Raw genomic sequence first — 19,940 nt, 5'->3', positions numbered from 1 at the left:
AGATAATATTAGGAATTTTGTAAATTTTGGCTATTTGAACTTCTCTAACGTGCAGAAAAATAACCCTTTATTATACCAGAAAATATTTATGCAAGAGTTCTTATGCTTCACTACGTATTCATTGCTTAGAAGTAGCGAAATTCGCATAACTCAACTCATTAACTTTATTCCAGGCAAAAATCCTCTCACGAAACGCTTTCCAGCCCTCATATACTTGTTTAAAATTTGCATCTTTACTAGCATTTTCCTCAAAAATATCAAAGGATATCTTTTGGGCTGCTTGCAAAATCTCTTGACTGTAAGGAACCAGCTTTGTACCACTTGCTAACAATCGCGTCAGTGCTTCTCCATTTAAAGCATCATACTCATTGAGCATAGTTAAGCTAGCTTCTACAGTCGCCGTTTTAAGTACTTCCTGATATTCCTTAGGTAGACGATTCCAAGCATTGAGGTTAACTAGTATATCTAAAGTTGGCCCTGGTTCCCACCAACCAGGATAGTAATAGAATTGAGCCGCTTTATTCAAACCAAGTTTTTCATCATCGTAAGGGCCTACCCATTCGGCTGCATCAATTGCACCCCTGTCTAATGCTAAATAAATTTCGCCTCCGGGTAATACTTGCACATTAACACCTAAACGCGACATCACTTGTCCACCCAAACCCGGAATCCGCATTTTCAAACCTTTGAGGTCAGCAACAGATTTGATTTCTTTTTTAAACCAACCACCCATCTGTGCGCCGGTACTACCAGCCGGAAAATTAATTACGTTGAAATTAGAATAAATTTTCTGGATAGCTGCTAGTCCACCACCTTGATAAAGCCAAGCATACTGTTGCTGGGCGTTTAAACCGAAGGGTACAGCAGTGGCGAAAGCTAAAGCTGGACTTTTGCCGATGTAATAATAACTAGATGTATGACCGCATTCTACCGTTCCGGCTTGGACAGCATCGAGAACTTGCAAACCTGGTACTAATTCCCCCGCCGCAAATGGTGTAATTTTGAAACGCCCGTTAGTCATTTCTGCAACTCGTTTAGCAACGGTTTCTGCACCAATAAAAGTTCCTAAAGATTTGGGCCAGCTAGTAGCCATTCGCCAGCGTATATTCGGCAGTCCCGCTTGTAAACTAGGGGATGTACCAGTCCGGGTACAAGATACTAAAGCAGTAGTTGCTGTAGCGATCGCAGCATTATTTAAAATTTCTCGGCGTTTCATAGTTTCGGGCTATTTATAATCCAGGCTGATAGAGAATTTATCAGTTTTTTGCGATTTTTTGATGAAAATAGCCAGTTGATCATTGACCGATAACCAATGCGGAGCAAACCCCTAGATTCATCTATGGCTTTTAACTCTATCACCTGTAACCTGTAACCTGTCCCCTGCTTTACTTTGCTACAGCAACTTCCTTAAGAATATTCATAGGGCCTGTGTCTTTGAGTAATTGCATTTCTTGTTCGTTGCGTACTAATAGCGCGCCGGAAATTCCTAGGGAGTTAACGGTTATCGATTGGAATTTTTCTTGCGATCGCGGTACGATTAACATCCATTCTCTGGTAACTAATAGATTGTAAGCCCCTGATTGTTTGTTACCATCTGCACTTATTCCCACATTACTCAACAAGGTAAGATATAGGTCTAACATTTTTGCTGCTGAACTAACAGGAGACTTTAACCAGTCGGGATCTAAGGTTGCAAAAGCATTAACATAAGGAAGTGCTGGGATAGTTGCAACAGAACCTTGAAATTCTGCTGATGCGAAAAGTGGTGCAATAGGTATTTGTAATCCTGAAGGGACAAGTGGTAGAGGTACGATTTGCAGGTGTTTGTGTCGCTGACTAGCACCTGCGATTTGACCACCGTTATAAAACCCTAAGCCATCAAAGTCAGCTAAACAAGCTAACAAAGCGGCGAAGTCTGCTTGGGTGAGTAAGCTTTCTTGTTCTTCAAAGTCACGGGTAATGATGAGTAGGTGATGGTCAACAACGTTGAATTTGTTCAAAATACATACATGAGTGTCGGAAATATCCGCTACAAACAAATCCTGTTCGTAAGGTAGAAAAGGGTTGAACTCTTTACCCGTGGCGGTGGTTTTTTTCTGTTCTTTTTTAGCTGTGTCCTTGCGACCAAGGTTAGATAGAATTCGGACAAAAAAGCTAATACCGTTTTGTTCAACTAATTCAAATTCTGTTGGGATTGATAACAATGCGCCACATTTAAGTGCATATTCAGTCCGTTCTTTAGCACTTGTCCATAAAGTGCCGGGTTTGAGTAAGATATCTCCTTGCAGCATTGATAAGTTAATTATTTAACATTCATCAGTCTAAATCAGGTTCAACACCAAGCGATCGCAATTGCGCTATTAATCTTTCTGTTCGTTGTCGTTCTTGTTCGGCGCGCTGTCTTTCCTGTTCCGCACGTTGTCGTTCTTGTTCGGCACGTTGTCGTTCTTGTTCTGCGGGAATCATCACCCAATTGCCCGTTCTATCATACCAGCGTAACCAAGGCTGTTCGGCATCTTGATAGCATCCCTGCCATACACCCAAACCTAATTCTAGTTCTGGTATCCAAAAGCGTGGTTCTGACAAGGTTTCTTCAGCATAACGCCCACCATTTAATTTAAATATTTTCAACTCATATTGGTAGCGATCGAAAATTGCGTAGTAAGGAATTCGCAATATTCGCTCATAAACTTCCCATTTGGTAGGTGGTTGCTCGATATTTCGTAATGTTTGACCCAAATCTTCTTTTTCTGTGCCAGGAGACAGTAATTCAACCACAATAAACGGGTTGACTCCTTCTTGCCAAACCACATAACTTAAACGCAAATCTCGTTGTTCGTAAAGTCGAGAACCACCCACAACCGCAAACCAGTCTGGTCGCTTGTACCACAGTGGATGACGCAAATCATAATATAGGTTTAAATCGCTAGCGGTAAATACTTGGTCGCTAGGGTAAGTTGGCGGATGGAAAGTTTCGTCTAATAGACGTGGTTGCAATAAATGAAACTGATCTGGCAAACCAGGTTCCTCTGGATCTTCACTGGGAAGATCATACATTGTGGGTAAGGTTTCTCTTGGGGGAAGTGGTGGGTCAGTTTGATACATGGTTAACTAGCCCTGAAGTTGAGATGATCTTATTATCAAATTTATTTAAACGCAGAGTGGCGCAAAGTTAGCGCGGTGAACCAGCGCTGCGGGAGGGTTTCCCTCCGCAGGCGACTGGTGTTAGCGCAGCGTTAGCGACGTAGGAGCGTCACCCGAAGGGAGGTACGCGGAGTTTTGCTTTAATTAGTGCAGCCAAAGTGGTACAAATTGAAAATTCTTGCCGCTAAATAATCCTTTGTCGCTGAGTTTTAAATCAGGAATCACTAGCAACGCCATAAATGAAAGGGTCATAAATGGTGCGGAAAGCTTTGAACCTAGACGTTTTGCCCAAGCATCTAGGTTGGCGTAATGTTGGGCGACTGTGTAACCATCTGCACTACTCATGAGTCCTGCTACTGGAAGAGGCAGAACTTGAATTTGATTACCTTCAGCGACTGCAACACCACCCTGAGTATTAATTACTGCATTGACAGCAGCGCATATTTCTGCATCAGTTGTACCCACTGCCACAATATTATGAGAATCATGGGCAACACTAGAAGCGATCGCACCTCGTTTTAAGCCAAAATTTTTGATAAGTGCGATCGCAGGTGCGACATTTTGATAGCGGTTGATGACGGCAATTTTGAGAATGTCATGCTCTAAATCAGCAGTGACTTCTCCATTGTGAATATGTGCGGGGAAATGTTGCTCGCTAGTAATTAACTCTCCGTCCCAAGCTTCTATTACGCGCACAGTAGAACCTTGTGCTGGTAAGCGAAAGTCTGAGATTTGCTTTTGTTGTGTCGCAAAGCAATTAATAGGTGTTACTGGTACAGATGGTAATAATGCTTTGCCTTCTTTGGCTACTAAAGTACCGTTGCAATAAGTAGACAGGATTTTAAATTCTTGCAGATTATTTACCACTATTAAATCAGCGCGATCGCCAACTTGCAGCAGACCTACATTCAATTTGTAATGTTGCACCGGATTAACACAAGCAATTTGCAGCACATTCATCACTTCATGACTTAGTGCTACTGAACGCCGCACCATTTCATTAATATGTCCCCGCACCAAATCATCAGGATGCTTGTCATCACTACAAAACATACACTGCTCAGGATGAGAATCAATCAGGGTGTGTAAAGCTGCATAATTTTTGGCGGCTGAACCTTCCCGAATCAGAATCTTCATTCCGGCTGCGAGTTTGTCTTGCGCTTCTTCTAGGGTGTAGCACTCGTGGTCAGTAGAAATTTTGGCAGTTGCATAGCACTGTGCTACTTCACCACGGAGTCCTGGCGCATGACCATCAACGGGATGTCCCAGTTCTAAGGCTATAGCAATTTTTGCCATCACCTCTGGTTCTCTTGCCAAAACACCGGGTACATTCATCATTTCGCTTAGGTAAGAAAGGCCGTCTACTTGAAAAAGTTGACGAATTTCGTTACTTGTCAGTGTTGCACCTGCTGTTTCAAACTCAGTTGCAGGAACACAAGCAGGCGCTCCAAAGGCAATTGTTAACGGTGTTTGATCTGCATTAGCTAACATGAAGCGAACACCAGGAATACCAAGAATGTTAGCTATTTCGTGAGGGTCAGAAACTGTGGCGACTGTACCATGTACCGTTGCTAGACGAGCAAACTCTGAAGGTACAAGCATTGAGCTTTCAATGTGAACATGGGCATCAATAAAACCTGGCAAGATGTATTGTTCGTAGTGTTGCTCATTTTGATGCTGTATTGCTTGAATATGGCCATTCTCGATCAAGATTGTGCCTGGATATATAGTTTTGTGGAGAACATCTACAATGTTGCCTGCAATGCTCAATTTATTCATGAGCCACCCCCGTAAAAACTAGGGTTTATAATGTTATTTTCATATTTTTTAGCTAAAATCTTTGGTCTAAAGTATGGGGTGCAATATTAATTTATCAAGCTGATTTACTTCTTAACAACACTGTCTGCATTTCATTGATAATTACCTGTTCAAGGTGTGGTAAACTTCCTCAGCCATCCTTGATGAATAACGCTCAAAGTTAAGCCCTGCTTAAGAAAGACAGTTAAATTTTTGGAGTACGGTAAACTACATTACAATAAACAACAAGTGCCATTTACAATTAAAAATAATAAGCAAGTTAAGGAGCCACCAGGATGCAAGCAACATACGATTCTGACAAACGCAAATTGCTATCATCTCTGTGTCATGGGGCGATATTTTTTAGTACAGGATTGTTGTCGATTGGGGTACCAATTGTCATTAATATAATCTCTGACGACCCAGTTGTTAAAAGTAATGCCAAAGAATCAATTAACTTTCACTTCAATGTTTGGCTTTGGGCAACTGTAATTGGAGTACCGATCGCAATTCTCTCTTTTATCACCTTTGGTATTGGTGGAATTTTGTTCTTTCCAGTTGTTGCTTTAGGATTTTTACTGCACTGGGGATTGACAGTTTTGGCATTGATCCACTGTTTTAGTCAGCCTGATGTGCCATTCCGTTATCCGTTTATTTTTCGAGTGTTTTAATTTAAAATCAATTGTTCTGTTGAGAAAGGGTTGAGTTAATCATCCCTTTTTTACAGCAGGCAACAGGTAACCGGCAATAGGCAATAGGGGTGAAAGTCTTCTAGTATATGACTTTGTTCTTAAAATCTGCTGTATGTAAAAAACTGGTACAAATTTTTGTACCAGTTTTTTTTATTCAGATTAATTTGTTCGATTCAATTACTCAGATTCGGCAAATGTTTGCACTTTTCCGTCAGGGCTGAGAACAACCCGAATTTTGACATCTTTACCAGATCTATTACCAGACACAAAAGGTTTACCGATTTCCGGCATTCCTGTGTCGTCAATAAATTCTCTAGCTGGTTTATTCAGAGGTAAAATTCGCGCAATTGTGCCGTCAACATCTACAGTCACGCTGTATTCTAGTGTTTGTGTTAACCCCGATGGTGGTTGCCAACGCTTTTGAAAGAAACTTCTGGCTTCTGCTATTTGGTTTGTGTCAAATAATGTCCCAGTCGCTACTTTGGTAGGTGTATAAACTTTAGGCTCGTCACCCAATCTATCAACTACTGCATTACTATTTGTTCCTGAATTAGCAGTAGAAGAATTAATTTTTTCTGTTAATTCTTGGGTGGTTGGAGAATAGCCTGGAGGAAGATTGTTGCTTTGGCTGTTATTGGGTAGAGGAGCCGACAAAGGAGGAGGAATTACTGGAGGAAGATTTGATGTTAAGTTGCTGTTACCCGCAGCTAGTCGGGGTGTGAGACTCCGTTTTTGAGGTAAACCTTCACCATTAACAATTGGTTGTTCAGAGTTCAGTTTGAAATTTGGGTTAAGCGCAATTTGCTGGCCAGTAGTTGTTTTAGATGCTTGAGTTTGCTGATTATTCTTGGGGTTGGTAATTGCGGCTTGAGGGAATAAATTATTGGAAGATGTTGGGGGTAACGCAGAAGATGTTTGAGCAGTTGAGAGATTGGGATTAGGAATGATGGGTTGTGCTGGCAAACTAGAAGTCGGAAGCGGCAGCGTTGAACCGATAGGTGGTAGAGTTGACAAATTATCAGGAATAGCCTGATTATCTGCGGGTGAAGGTTGTAAGGCAAGTTCTGATTCTTGAGGAACTTGTTTTGTCGCTACTTGCTGGTGCTTTTGCCGAGCATTATTGGCATATTGTAAAGTAAATGGCAATAAACCCACACTTAAGACTAAAACTGCTGCGATCGGGGCCCAGGTAGGCAAGCTGACAACAGAATTATTCGTATTTAAAGCTGGTAACGCCATCACATCAGTTGAATATTCATCTAAGGCTGTTGCTAAATCAAAAAGTTGCAGCAGACTCAGTTGAACCACACTAGATGTTTGAGTGGCAAGAGAACCAAGATATAGTTTGTGAGTTAAAGAATGGCTTGGCTCTAAATATATTTTTGTTTTGGGAATGTCTGAAGTAAAGGATTTGAAAGCCTGTGTAGATAGCGATGATTGTTGAACATCGCTGATGTCTAAACTATATGATGCTTTAGTAGAGTCTTGAGGGCCAGAATAACTCATCCAAAAGTTTTCTGACGACTGTTGCAAGTATTGTTGAACATAACTGGTAACAGCATCACACAAAGCTTCGAGTTGGTCGCGATCGCCCCGAATTATCACCCTGTGTTCTTCTGGTAGTCGTGGATCGTCAAAGCGTAACTCAAAGCCCAGTTGCTTGATTACAGTTTTTCCCATCCAACGAGACAAAGAAGAGCTTTGCGCCATTACTTCTAGTGTGCAAGTGGGGGGTGTATAGCGATGAATGACAGAATTGGATAGAGGCATGGCAGGAACAGCAAAGGAGACGTTTTCAATATTTTGCGGAATGGTCGATGAGTGCTAACCAGAGTCGGCGGTGTCCACCAGGAGCGCTGTAAAACAACAAGTTTACAAGCAGTTTTAGTGCTAGGTGGGTTAGTGATTCCGTTGAAATTTGGTCATCCTCTTCCATCCGCTCTTGGTAGGTATTGCAAAAAGCATCAATGTAATCTCCAAGTAAAGCAGCCTGATGAGGTTCCCGGTTGTTTTCCGCCATTTGCTCTAGTAAACCAACAGCACGGCGAACTAGTTCTTGGTGCTGTTTGGCGAGGTAGCAGATGATTAAAACAAGCGATCGCGCTTCTTCAACATCTAGCTTTTTTCGCCCTCCTTGACCTTTGCGTAGCGGATTAGACTGGCGCAGTCGCCATAAAGCTACGCGGTCTGGCACTCTTGACTCTAAATTTAGGTTAACTGCCGCAGCAAGCATTGCCTCTGAACCAATCCCAGTCAAGGTTTCTAGTGCTAACAGCACCAAGTCCAACTGAGTTTTGATATTTTCCCATTGAACTGTGTTGGGAGCTGGAAGCTTAACTAAATCCTCCCATTGGGTATCGGGCTTGGCTGAATCTGCGGCCGAGTGCATAACTTTTAGCATAGGTGATCGGGCTGGTAGGGGCTGTTGCTGTTACCTATTTTGAAACCAGACTCTCAAGGCTGAAGATTGGTTTCCCATAATTACAGCAGGAAAAAGGTAGCCAGTTGCGTGCGGTGAACCACTTGCGGTGGGGGTTTCCCGGCATAAGCAAAGTGGTGTTAGCGCAGCGATAGCGACGCAGGAGCGTCACCCGTTCGCGTAGCGTCTCCGACAGGAGAAGGGAGGTTCCCTCCGTTGAGCGAACTGGCGTAACAATAACAGGGTTGAAGGTTGATTGATACATTGATTTTTTCTCATAATCTGTATCTCATTCACCTGCTATCTGCTGTATTTAGCTAGAAGTTGGTAAACAGCAGTGGTCACTGTCTTACTCTACAAGATGAAAAATTATTTTCCATACATTTAACCCAGTAGAAAATTATCTACCTCAGGAAAAATCTTCATATAGTTAATTACCACTTCAGTACGAAGTATAAATCAACATCAAGACATAAATGTTTGAGAATTGCTAACTACCATTAACTAATTAGCTATTAGTAATTAACAATTCATAATTCTTGGGCTACACCAGTAATATTTATTGCTTCTTTAAGAAATTTGGGCAATTGTTACGCCACTACCGCCATCTGCTTGTTCGGCTGGTTCATAACTGCTAACTCTGGGATGTTGTTGTAGATAGGCGTGAACACCTTGCCGCAGTTTACCTGTACCGTGTCCGTGAATAATCCAGATCGGGCCATTAGCTTCGGAAATGGCTTTGTCTAATTCAATTTCGGCATCAGCTACCCGCTTACCTCGTAAATCAACTGTGTTTTTGGAGGTACGAATTGCTGGTGCTGCTTGCGGTGGGGGCGTGGTTGGTGCTGGTGTTGCTTTTGGCTTGACAATTGGTTCTGGTTTCTGACCATCCAAAGATTCGATGTCTTGTAGCTTCACCGTCATTTTCATGATGCCGAAGCGGACGGTTAACTCTCCATCCTCATCAGGTGGAGTTAACACGTCGGCTGGTTGCCCAAACTGAGAAATGCGGATGCGATCGCCTACTTTGGGCATAAAACCAGCTTTCTGTTTCGGTGGCGGGGCTGGTTGAAATTTTTTAGTAATTTCATTTAAAGCATTGGTAGCTTGCTGGGCATCTTGGGCTGTGGGTGTGCCTTTTTGCAAGCGGCGAATGACTTGGGCAATTTCGCTTTTTGCTTGGGCGATCGCTTGTTGAACTGCCACTTCCTGTGAAGCCCGTAGTGATTTTTCTCGCTCTTGTAAAGCTGCTGCTTTGTCGGATACTTCTTTATATAGCCTTTCTGCTTGCTGCAATAATTTTTGCGCTTCGGCGGCTTTGGTTTCTTGGCTGCGGCGTTGCGCTTCTAACCCCGCAATCACTTGGTTTACTTCGTCGCTGGCTTCGCCTACTTGAGTTTTGGCTTGTTCCACTACTTCTGGTTTTAAACCCAAACGTAGGGCGATCGCCAACGCATTAGAACGTCCTGGAATTCCCCACAATAAACGATAGGTAGGCGATAATGTTGCTTCATCAAATTCTACTGAAGCATTCTCAAACCGCGCATCTTCGTATTTCAGGGCTTTGAGTTCGCCAAAGTGAGTTGTGGCAATTGTTAGCTGGGCGTTTTGGGCTAAGTATTGTAAAAGTGCGATCGCTAAGGCACTACCCTCGGCTGGATCTGTACCTGCACCTACTTCGTCAAGTAGAACGAGGGAATTGGGTTGTTCTTCATTTCCTAAAGCATTTAGAATCCGGCTAATCCGGCGAATATGCCCTGAAAATGTCGATAAACTTTGCTGGAGGGATTGTTCATCCCCAATATCTGCCAATACTTGGTCAAACCACGGCATTTCTACAGGTTCACGGGCGGGAACAAATAAACCCACCTTAGCCATTAATGCAGCTAAACCGAGAGTTTTTAAGGTGACAGTTTTACCCCCAGTGTTCGGTCCGGTAATTGTCACTACCCGAATATGAGGACTAATTAATAAATCTACGGGAATTACAGCGTGACCTTGCTCATGTTGTTGCTGCCAGATTAACAAAGGATGACGTAGCTGGCGCAAAGTAACAATTTCTTGTGACTCGCGGTTGATAAATCTGGGAGGATTGGCTTTTAGCCAGTAACTATAACGTGATCGCGCTGTCGCTAAATCTAGGGTTGTGACAATTGCTAACAGCCTTTCTAAATCTGGGGTAACTGCTGCTACTTGTTCAGTCAGAACGCGGCGAATTGCTTCTTCTTCTGCTTGTTCTCTTTTTAGCGTTTGCCGCAATTGATTCCCCATTGGCACGATAGAGTTCGGCTCTACGTACAAGGTGACACCACTGGTAGAAGTATCGTGAACAATACCAGGAATAATATCTTTGTGGCTGGCTTTGACGGGGATAACAAAGCGATCGCCCCGTTGGGTAATTATCTGTTCCTGAACCGCGTTAGATTTAGCTTGTAAAATATTATGCAGTTTTTGGTTAATTTGACTGCGTAATCGCCGCAACTCATCACGAATTTCGCCTAGTTTTTGGCTAGCGCGGTCAGTTACCTGTCCCCGTTCATCAATACAACGGTGAATTTCTTGTTCTATTTCTGGGTAAGTGCGTAAATCTGCTACTAATTGGGTTAATACTGGTATATTTTCTTGGTTATCAATTACACGCCGCAAATTTCTCGCACCCGCAAGCGTAGTTGCGATCGCCAATAGTTCATCGCCAGCCAAAATCCCCTGGAGTTCGGCACGTTTGATAGCATCACCAATATCTTGAATACCGTCAAAAGATAAGCTAGTCGTTAGCTGACTTTCTAGTTGATAAACCTCTTTAGTTTGGGCTAACAACTGTTCGCTAACTGCTTGGGATGTAGGAATTTGTAAATTAGTTGATGCGATCGCCCCTAGCTTTGTTGCCGCAAATGTCGCCAAATGCTGGCAGAGGCGATACCATTCTAAGAGTTCTAAAGTTTCCGATTGGATCAAGGCTACAACATCTAAAAAAATCTCATATGAAATTATCGTAACAACAGAGTTGCGTTTACAGCCAAGATTCAGGGTTTATTCAGGCAATAGGTAATAGGCAACAGGCAATAGGCGATAAAAGAAGAATTTGGTTTTTTCTCTGTTTTGCACTTTACATTGCGGCACTAGTAAGAGGTTGAGATTTTATGAGTTTATATCTGTAATTGATTTGTGTATTTAAATACCTGTACTGAGTTAAAAATAAAATTACTGTAATTGGCTGACACATCTAATTTTCTTGATAAATAATTTCTCAGTATCAGCGTTGTTATACACGTTGAGATTAGCTGAAAATTGGGAAGATGAGGTGCAGCGATCGCTAACTTTTACCTACCTCAGCAACAATATAAGCTTCGATAAAACTTGGGTAAAGTGTCAGCAATCATGCATAAACTTGCTAGTTTTGTAGTAATAGCGATCGCCAGTTGATGCTGCGATCACAAAATTTCTTTCTCCTTCGATTCTGCCTACCTCAACTAGTCAGCAATTCAATACATCTCATACCCAAGGAATACAAAACTTTCTTTCACTGTTGTCCCTATTCCAGCTAAACCCCCTACCAGAAATTACACATAGAGAGTCTAAAAATACTGTTAGTCTAGTCTCTAGCCCCTAGCCTCTAACCTCTATTTTTAAATCTGAAACATCTTCATAATTACTAGAAAAAAAATCGCTGCAAATCTCCTCACAATTTGATACCCTAGCTAGAACAGTTTTGAGAAAAGTTAAGAGCGTGGACATACAACTTGGGCGGGGGAAAACAGCTCGCAGGGCTTACGGTATTGATGAAATTGCATTAGTCCCCGGTAAAAGAACATTAGATCCTAGTTTGGCAGATACTAGGTGGAAAATTGGCAATATCGAACGGCAAATCCCAATTATTGCTAGTGCAATGGATGGGGTTGTTGATGTCGGTATGGCTGTGCGCTTGTCACAGTTAGGTGCTTTAGGTGTCCTCAACTTAGAGGGTATTCAAACTCGTTATGCTGATCCAAACCCCATCCTAGATCGGATTGCCTCTGTAGGAAAGGATGAATTTGTCTCCTTAATGCAAGAACTTTATGCCGAACCAATAAAGCCAGAATTAATTGCCAAACGTATTCAGGAAATTAAAGAACAAGGCGGTATTGCAGCCGTGAGTGCCACACCCGCCGGAGCAAGCAAATATGGTGAGGCAGTTGCTAAAGCTGGGGCTGATTTATTTTTCATCCAAGCTACAGTAGTGTCTACGGCACACTTATCGCCTGAGTCGATAGTTACCCTTGATTTAGCCGAATTTTGCCGTTCTATGCCCATGCCTGTGGTGTTGGGTAACTGTGTTACCTACGAAGTCACCTTGGATTTAATTAAGGCTGGTGCAGCTGCGGTATTGGTGGGTATTGGCCCTGGTGCAGCTTGTACTTCTCGCGGGGTGTTAGGTGTGGGTGTACCCCAAGCAACTGCGATCGCAGATTGTGCTGCCGCCCGCGATGATTACTATCAGCAAACTGGCAAGTATGTGCCTGTCATTGCCGATGGTGGTTTAATCACTGGTGGAGACATCTGTAAATGTATCGCTTGCGGTGCTGATGGCGTAATGATTGGTTCACCCTTTGCTAGAGCCGCCGAAGCCCCAGGACGCGGGTTCCATTGGGGAATGGCAACTCCTAGCCCAGTGCTACCGCGTGGAACTCGCATTAAAGTCGGTACTACTGGAACTTTAGAGCAAATCCTCATCGGCCCAGCAGGTTTAGATGATGGCACTCATAATTTGTTAGGAGCTTTAAAAACTAGTATGGGTACTTTGGGAGCCAAAGACATCAAAGAAATGCAACAAGTTGAAGTTGTGATTGCTCCCTCGTTATTAACTGAGGGTAAAGTCTACCAAAAAGCTCAACAATTAGGCATGGGTAAATAAGAGGCATAATAAACTAGGGATTAGGGATGACGAAATAGGAACTAAAAGGAATAAAGTTTTTATATTACTCAGTACTCATACCTAATCTTTTAGAAATATCTACTTGAAACTGTTCAAGAAATTTTTCCAGACTCTTAAATAATCAACTGGAAAAATCACGTATGTCGCCTACAATAGAGAAAGCGGAGACGCATGTTTCCGTTCACTCCTCACACCACACTCCGCCCGGACTACTGTTCGGGCGGTTCCTTATGTTTATTTAAACAATACAATATTGGCACTCACCACAGCTAAAAGTTGGGGGATGCTTGCTTTATGGGAACTCAAGCAACGCAGTGGCTCCGCAGGACTTTGCAATCAATTCTGGATCTGATGATTGTGAATAAATTCTTGAGCTTCTTAGCAAATGTACACCCTTACTCTTAAAAGCTGATGTTTTTGCTATGGTAGAATTTTCACGAAACTCAGAAATGTAATTATCAAAGGTTTTTAGGAATGTCAGCAGCCGCAGAAGTTACAGATTCTACTTTTAAGCAAGAAGTACTCGAAAGCAGTGTACCTGTTTTAGTTGATTTTTGGGCTCCCTGGTGTGGCCCTTGCCGCATGGTAGCTCCTGTTGTCGAGGAAATTGCCGCTCAGTACGTAGGGAATCTCAAAGTTGTGAAAGTCAACACTGATGAAAATCCCCAAGTGGCTAGTCAGTATGGTATCCGCAGCATTCCCACATTAATGATTTTTAAAGATGGGGCAAAAGTTGATATGGTCGTTGGTGCCGTACCCAAAAGTACATTAGCTACCACTTTGGAAAAGTACGTGACGGTTTAAACTCAATCGGTAATACAGTCCTTTTGAGAAGCTCATTTGCTTTAGTTTTAGGTAAATTTTGTCAAAAAGTTTATGAGGCGCGAATTTTCGCGCCTCAATAAAACTTTCTCCTGTGCTAGACAACTAATCCCAAATCTTTAACCACTTAACTTGACGTTCTCAAATATTAAATTAAATATTAGCCTGCATCAGCTTAATTTATACATCTTTAATTGATTAACCTGAAGAAAATTAAGGTTAATATCCAGAAGGATAAAGCATAATTTTTTTATCTCCACCACCAGCAGCTATTTTCTTGCCGTCAGAGCTAAAACTTACAGCGTAAACTGCTTCGTTAAAACCTTGATAAGTACGAATCTCTTTACCAGTTTTTACTTGCCATAATTTAACAGTCTTATCCTTACTACCACTAGCTAATATTTGCCCATTAGGACTAAAAGCCACCGAACAAACTTCATCATTATGTCCTGTAAGTGAACAGATTTCTTTGCCAGTTGCTATATTCCATAACTTAATCTTTTTGTTCTGGCTAGAACTAGCTAAAATGTTCCCATCTGGGCTGTAAGCTATAGATTTAATATCGGAAAACCAATCCGAATCTGTATTGATAGTTTGAACTTTTTGTTTAGTTAAATACCAAATTTTAATAATTTTATCCTTAGTTGCCCCAGCTAAAATCTTACCATCTGGGCTAAAAACCACAGATATAACATCACTTGATAAACCATGAAAAGTAGCTATTTCTTTACCTGTTTCTATTGACCATAACTTAATAGTTTTATCTTGACTTCCACTAGCTAAAATTTTACTATCTGGGCTGAAAGCCACAGAGTAAACTTTCTCTTCATGCCCTTTAAAAGTCAAAATTTCTTTAGCAGTGGATAAATCCCATAACTTAATAGTTTTATCGTCACTTCCACTTGCCAAGATTTTATTATTTGGGCTGAAAGCTACCGAATTCACACTTCCAAACCATGAGGACTTTTCAATGCCCTCCAGAGTATGAGACTCTTTATTAGTTAAAAGATTCCAAATTTTGATGGTTTTATCCTGACTCGCACTTGCTAGCATCTTTCCGTCAGAACTAAAGGCAAGAGAAAGAATGCTATTAGAATGACCTTTTAAAATTTGAACTGATATCAAGTTTTGTAAATTCTCTGAAGAGAATGTATCCATAAGATAATTTAGTAAGTAACTAGACAGTTATTCAGTGCAATAGTTCTACCGTAAAGGAAGAATAACTAATCATATTGTGTATTATTCTTTACTGCCATAGTCAAATCACTAATATCCACCAGAATAATTGCCTTCATTACAGGTAAATACAGCTATTAATCTCAAGTTACATCTTTGAGTAAATCATTTATTTCATTACTCATCTTTTCAGTATATGGAACAAGAGCAGTAGAATTTTTCATAGCCTCTTTTATTAAAAAATCTAGAAAAAGCCTCACCATTATTGTTTCTGTTTGTTTTGGCATTAATAATTAAATGGAATCTTGAAGTTATATATTTTATTTAGTTATGTTACATAGCAATCATCAATCATTCTTGAGCAGCAATATTTCATATTTCTTTAAGAAGTCGGGTATTTGAACAATGCAATAGAAGAGTTTAATCTAAACAAAAACTAAAAAAGACAGGCGGATTGCCTGTCTTTATAAAAAAGGATATATCAGAGAATTTTAGAAATTCATTTCAGCAGCTTGAACTTTTTCAACCTGTTTCTTCTTGAGAACTAGCATTACTTGAGCCAACATGACCAGCGCGATAAAGGCAATTAACCAACCAACTCTGCTGGCATCTTGCAGTACAATTTCTGTGTCTTGTTGACCGAAACCGCCAACGTTGGGGTTATTGGTCAAAGCGTCACCAGATTTTACTGCTTGTCCTTCAGAAACAATCAGTTCTGGGCCTAGAGGAATTTTATCAGTAACGACATCACCCGATTCTGTTGTGATATTCACTGAATATTTAACGTTACCATCACCATCTTCTTCTTTGGAGATTTTGCTAATGGTGCCAGTAGCGGAAGCGTTGTAAACTGTGTTGTTGCTCTTTTCGCCAGTAGGATAAACTTGTCCGCGTCCTCTGTTACCGCCTACGTGAACTGCATATTTACCGAAGTGAATATTTTTGTCAGTTCCAGGGTTAGGAGACAGAACTGGGAAGACAATTTCTTGATATTGTTCGCCGGGTAAGGGGCCAACAATGACAACGTTGTCTGAACCTTCTTTGTAGGTTTGGAAGTAGGTATCGCCGACTTCTTCTTTCAGTTCTTCAGGAATGCGGTCTTCAGGAGCAAGTTTGAAGCCTTCGGGTAGCATTAACACTGCGCCGACGTTCAAGCCAACTTTAGAACCATCTGCACCAACTTGCTGCACGCTGGTATCGTAGGGAATTTTGACCACAGCTTTAAATACTGTGTCTGGCAGCACTGATTGAGGTACTTCTACTTCGGTTGGCTTGGCTGCTAGGTGACAGTTAGCGCAAACGATTCTACCTGTCGGTTCGCGGGGAGTTTCTGGATAGGTTTGCTGCGCCCAGAAGGGATAAGCAGCAGCACTTTGAGGCAGAGCAATATCGCTAGTAAAGAAGAATGTTACTGTAGCGATCGCTATGAGCAATGTTCTAGTAATTGCTCTAGCACTGCGAGTTAAGCTCGCTGTTGTAAAGGCTTTTCTCATCTCTATAAGGACAACGATTCTTGGATGAAGTAGTCAATAGTCACAGTTATCAGTTATCAGTTATCAGTTATCAGTGATCAAGTATGTTCACTGTTAACTGTTCACTGTTAACTGATAAATTAAGCCCACCAAGGTTCTTCGCCGGTGCGGAAGTCGGTTTCAGTCCAGGGGGTCAAAACAATCCTGTCGTTTTCGGTTTTGGCGTGGCTTAAAGCCAAAGAACGTGGTGCAGGGCCTCGAACTACTTTACCAGTTGCGTCGTATTGAGAACCGTGGCAAGGACATTTAAATTTGTTTTCCGCAGCGTTCCAAGGAACAACACAACCCAAGTGAGTGCAAACAGCGTTGATCCCGTAATCGGTAATCGCTTCTTTGCTTTCAACCACAATGTAGGTCGGGTCGCCCTTCAATCCTTGAACGAGGGTGCGATCGCCTACGTTATGGCTATCTAAAAATTGGCTAACGCTCACATCGTTGCCTAGACTGTCTTTTGCGGTTGTACCTCCACCTGCACCACCGGTAGCAGGAGGAATAAAGTAGTTAACAACGGGATACAATGCACCCAGAGCTACTCCAGTGACAGTCCCAAAAGTGAGCAGGTTCATGAATTGACGACGGCCCATATCTGGCACGTCTGCTGATTCCGAAAATTGAGCCATATCCTACGCGCTCGCTCTTTGTATATTTTGTCTAAGCATTTTGACAAGAGTACTAATACTTGAGCAACTCTTGTCTAGGTCGAAATGCTAACCAATGATGCTAAACTTCTTTGTTGCAAGATACTTTGAGCATCTTTTCTGTTAGCATTACATTTCTTTATATCCCTATCATACTTGAGTTACGGAACTTAACATCATAACTAAATGTAAAATCTAATTGAGAGAAGCTATGACAGGAAAGGAATTACACCAACTGTTGCTTGATAAGTGGGGACATTCTTACGATGTCCAGTTCCGCCGTACTCAAGGCAAGATATTTCTCCAAGTGATGTGGAAATATCTAGAGCAAGCTTCTTTTCCTCTCACAGAGGCAGAGTACCAAGAACATCTTGAGAGCATCGCTAATTATCTTAATGCTTTAGGTGGTACGGAGCAGGTACAAAATTTTATTGCTCAAACACGCGATCGCCCCCGTCTTGGTAAAGCGGTTAGTATTCCCCTTGATTTAGGCGATCGCGCTTCTGAATGGATAATCTAAACGGAGGTAGCAGGCAGGAGTTAGGAATAACTAAAGCTGTAAAACCTACTCCTTTTTCAGATATTTATTGAGTAATTATTCAAAAATTTAACTACAAGATTATTGTGCTTGCAGGCACAATATTTAATTAACTAAAGTAATACTTTAACACTTCTTTGTTACATCTAAAAATTACTGCAATGACATCAGCAATTTTACTTGGACAAAAATTAGCAATAGCTAAAATCTTAAATCTTCTAAATATTTTGGTTAATAAAGTTTGGTAATTTGGGCAAGATATTTTTTGATGCCTAAATCACCAAAGTCTATTTCAGGTTTGGAAGCTGATGTGAGTTTTTGGGTAAATTCTCAAAAGTTATTTGTGTCATTTGCCTGTGAGTTTAACTAAACCAATCCCACCTATATAAAGCCCTAAAACTGCACCTGCTAACAAACCTTGAGTAAGAGGGTCAGTAGAAGGTGTGAGAACAGCACCCAAAATTACTGCTGCCATAATCACATATCGCCAACCAGACAGCATTCTGTCTGACGAGACAATTCCCAAATTCCCCAGCAACAATTGAATTATCGGAATTTGAAATGCTAAACCAGTGCTAAATAAAAGCAGCAGTACAAATTCAAAGTACTTATCAATTGACCACAGTTGTTCTACTACATCTGCACCATAACTAATGAAAAATTTTAAAGCTGCGGGGATAAGAACTGAATAGGCAAATACTAACCCACCAACAAATAACACACTCGAACCTAAAACTATCGGCCCCAGTAAGCGGCGTTCACGGCGTGTCAATCCTGGCAGAACAAACTGGATAATTTGATAAAGGAGAAAAGGACTAGAAAGTACCAGTCCACTGTAGCCAGCGACTTTAATAGAGACAAAGAAATACTCGCCAGGAGCAAGCTGAAGAAATTTTACCCCTTGGGCTGGCACTTCGAGTAATTGAACAAGTGGCTTGACAGCTAGAAAACAGCCAATAACAAATATGACTACAGCTATCAATGAGTAAAAAATTCGCTGTCGTAACTCTTCTAGGTGGTCGAAAAGAGACATTTCGACTTCACCAGGCAACTCATCAAGAGGATCAGTTTCAGAATTGCCTTGTCCTTCTAGGTCAATATCAGGATTAATAATAGTGTCGGCTTCTTGTGAAGGAGTCATGAGTAGGCTATTAGGCAACATTTGTTAACTATTCTATTACTCCCTTACGCCCGTGCCACATTGGATAGTAGACCTGCCTTAAAAATGGGTGTAGGGGTAATACGGTTCGGTTAAAGGGGAAAGGCGTTGGGGGAAAGGGGAAGAAAAAAGCTTTAACCCAAACCCAGTAACCTTTTCTCCAAACCAATTCTTAGTTCAAAATGCTTATCCGAACCTTATTGGGTGTATGGGTATGAGGGTGTAAGGGTGTAAAGGGAAGACATTTTCATACCCTTGTTGTAAATTCTATTCATGGTGTCTCTTGCAAAATATAGTTTTGCAAGCGAGGAAAAGGGAAAGGCGAAGCCTTTTGGCCGCTCTGGATGTAATTTCTAACTCAAAAACCAACTAACGAAATCTTATTTCTTTCTAATTGCGGGTTTGTTTCCGGTTTTTTTATGGTAAGGACTGCATAATTAAAGAAGAAGCCATCTTGTGAGTTATGCCCATCCTGTAACCTACATAGGGATGGAACCGATATTTAAAAAATCACGTCTCTGCGGGCAGTAGCATTGCATAAATTGACACAACATCAACCGACAATGCTCAGTTGAGAAATTCCGATTCATCAAGGTGGCATCTAAGATAGAGCAAGCGGAAATTATTCGCTGAGGTTTGTATGAATAGGATAATTTGCATTGGGCTGATAGCATTACCGGCTTATTTGTACAATGCGGAACTCAGTTTGGCTAGTAGTGGTAATCTGCTAACTGTCAACACCCCAATGTCTATCTCTACTGCTTTTATTAGCCATAGTCATAGTATAAACACTCAACCAAATCTAGCACCGTGGCTAATATCGTCTAGAGAAGATCAAACTGGAGATTGTCTCCGAGATGGGAGTTGTAGATCTTGATAGGTGATAAGCTATTAAACACCTAAGAAAGCAGTTTAAACAGCAGGGGAGCAGAGGAGAGCATTTAAAGCTTTCCCCTACAATTTAAATTGTGCAACTTGTAGGCGCAATAGCTTAGGCAGGCAAAATTTTGGTAATCAAGTCTGATTCAGGAGTTTTAGCAGTGTTGAGTTACTAAAGTTCAGAGTTACTACACAATGTAGTTTTGACTCTGTTATGTAAACTCAACACTTT

At 41.4% G+C, this 19,940-nt stretch carries 16 protein-coding genes and 1 pseudogene; 5 read left to right on the top strand and 12 right to left on the bottom strand.

What is annotated here, in order from left to right:
- Positions 1-118: 118 nt before the first annotated feature.
- The 4 genes from H6G76_RS14105 to ade form a co-directional block, all read right to left on the bottom strand.
- Positions 119-1,216: a TRAP transporter substrate-binding protein gene (locus H6G76_RS14105; protein WP_190701345.1), complete on the bottom strand. Its 1,098-nt coding sequence runs from the start codon at positions 1,214-1,216 to the stop codon at positions 119-121.
- 169 nt (positions 1,217-1,385) lie between these two features.
- Positions 1,386-2,291, bottom strand: a complete 906-nt coding sequence (locus H6G76_RS14100; RefSeq protein WP_190701341.1) for a phosphorylase — start codon at positions 2,289-2,291, stop codon at positions 1,386-1,388.
- A gap of 25 nt (positions 2,292-2,316) precedes the next feature.
- Complete coding sequence (locus H6G76_RS14095; protein ID WP_190701339.1) at positions 2,317-3,105, bottom strand: DUF874 family protein; 789 nt, start codon at positions 3,103-3,105, stop codon at positions 2,317-2,319.
- A 183-nt stretch (positions 3,106-3,288) separates the two neighbouring features.
- A complete protein-coding gene (gene ade / locus H6G76_RS14090; RefSeq protein WP_190701336.1) occupies positions 3,289-4,923 on the bottom strand; it encodes an adenine deaminase in 1,635 nt (544 codons plus the stop codon).
- Positions 4,924-5,237: 314 nt separating this feature from the next.
- Between ade and H6G76_RS14085 the strand changes: the two genes are divergently transcribed.
- Entirely contained in the window at positions 5,238-5,612 is a 375-nt protein-coding gene (locus H6G76_RS14085) for a DUF4870 domain-containing protein (RefSeq protein WP_190701333.1), read from the top strand.
- A 198-nt stretch (positions 5,613-5,810) separates the two neighbouring features.
- Here H6G76_RS14085 and H6G76_RS14080 read toward each other — a convergent pair whose 3' ends face one another.
- The 3 genes from H6G76_RS14080 to H6G76_RS14070 form a co-directional block, all read right to left on the bottom strand.
- Positions 5,811-7,403 (bottom strand): DUF4335 domain-containing protein, encoded by a 1,593-nt coding sequence (locus H6G76_RS14080; protein ID WP_190701330.1) that lies wholly within the window; start codon positions 7,401-7,403, stop codon positions 5,811-5,813.
- A gap of 25 nt (positions 7,404-7,428) precedes the next feature.
- Complete coding sequence (locus tag H6G76_RS14075) at positions 7,429-8,034, bottom strand: DUF3038 domain-containing protein (protein WP_190701327.1); 606 nt, start codon at positions 8,032-8,034, stop codon at positions 7,429-7,431.
- A 588-nt stretch (positions 8,035-8,622) separates the two neighbouring features.
- The gene (locus H6G76_RS14070) at positions 8,623-11,007 is read right to left on the bottom strand and encodes an endonuclease MutS2 (RefSeq protein WP_190701325.1); all 2,385 of its coding nucleotides are present in this window, start codon (positions 11,005-11,007) and stop codon (positions 8,623-8,625) included.
- Between the two features lie 772 nt (positions 11,008-11,779).
- Between H6G76_RS14070 and H6G76_RS14065 the strand changes: the two genes are divergently transcribed.
- A complete protein-coding gene (locus H6G76_RS14065) occupies positions 11,780-12,943 on the top strand; it encodes a GuaB3 family IMP dehydrogenase-related protein (RefSeq protein WP_190701321.1) in 1,164 nt (387 codons plus the stop codon).
- 477 nt (positions 12,944-13,420) lie between these two features.
- A pseudogene (gene trxA, locus H6G76_RS14060) lies at positions 13,421-13,768 on the top strand (thioredoxin); the annotation flags it as partial.
- A 237-nt stretch (positions 13,769-14,005) separates the two neighbouring features.
- On the opposite strand, the gene H6G76_RS14055 reads toward trxA, so the two are convergent.
- From H6G76_RS14055 to petC, 4 genes are all read right to left on the bottom strand, one after another.
- Positions 14,006-14,944: a WD40 repeat domain-containing protein gene (locus H6G76_RS14055; RefSeq protein WP_190701316.1), complete on the bottom strand. Its 939-nt coding sequence runs from the start codon at positions 14,942-14,944 to the stop codon at positions 14,006-14,008.
- A 161-nt stretch (positions 14,945-15,105) separates the two neighbouring features.
- A complete protein-coding gene (locus H6G76_RS14050) occupies positions 15,106-15,249 on the bottom strand; it encodes a hypothetical protein (RefSeq protein WP_190701313.1) in 144 nt (47 codons plus the stop codon).
- Positions 15,250-15,453: 204 nt separating this feature from the next.
- Entirely contained in the window at positions 15,454-16,455 is a 1,002-nt protein-coding gene (gene petA, locus H6G76_RS14045) for a cytochrome f (RefSeq protein WP_190701310.1), read from the bottom strand.
- Positions 16,456-16,574: 119 nt separating this feature from the next.
- Positions 16,575-17,114, bottom strand: a complete 540-nt coding sequence (gene petC / locus H6G76_RS14040; RefSeq protein ID WP_190701308.1) for a cytochrome b6-f complex iron-sulfur subunit — start codon at positions 17,112-17,114, stop codon at positions 16,575-16,577.
- Positions 17,115-17,343: 229 nt separating this feature from the next.
- Here petC and H6G76_RS14035 point away from each other — a divergent pair, with 229 nt between their 5' ends.
- Positions 17,344-17,652, top strand: a complete 309-nt coding sequence (locus H6G76_RS14035) for a DUF3067 family protein (RefSeq protein WP_190701305.1) — start codon at positions 17,344-17,346, stop codon at positions 17,650-17,652.
- Between the two features lie 364 nt (positions 17,653-18,016).
- Here H6G76_RS14035 and tatC read toward each other — a convergent pair whose 3' ends face one another.
- Positions 18,017-18,811: a twin-arginine translocase subunit TatC gene (gene tatC / locus H6G76_RS14030; RefSeq protein WP_190701302.1), complete on the bottom strand. Its 795-nt coding sequence runs from the start codon at positions 18,809-18,811 to the stop codon at positions 18,017-18,019.
- Positions 18,812-19,469: 658 nt separating this feature from the next.
- On the opposite strand from tatC, the gene H6G76_RS14025 reads away from it, so the two are divergent.
- A complete protein-coding gene (locus tag H6G76_RS14025; RefSeq protein ID WP_190701299.1) occupies positions 19,470-19,706 on the top strand; it encodes a hypothetical protein in 237 nt (78 codons plus the stop codon).
- Positions 19,707-19,940 lie beyond the last annotated feature (234 nt).

This window comes from Nostoc sp. FACHB-152 (genome assembly GCF_014697475.1).
Lineage (GTDB): Bacteria > Cyanobacteriota > Cyanobacteriia > Cyanobacteriales > Nostocaceae > Nostoc_B.
Note: the sequence above shows the minus strand (reverse complement) of the source record. Positions and strands in the feature narration are given on the sequence as shown.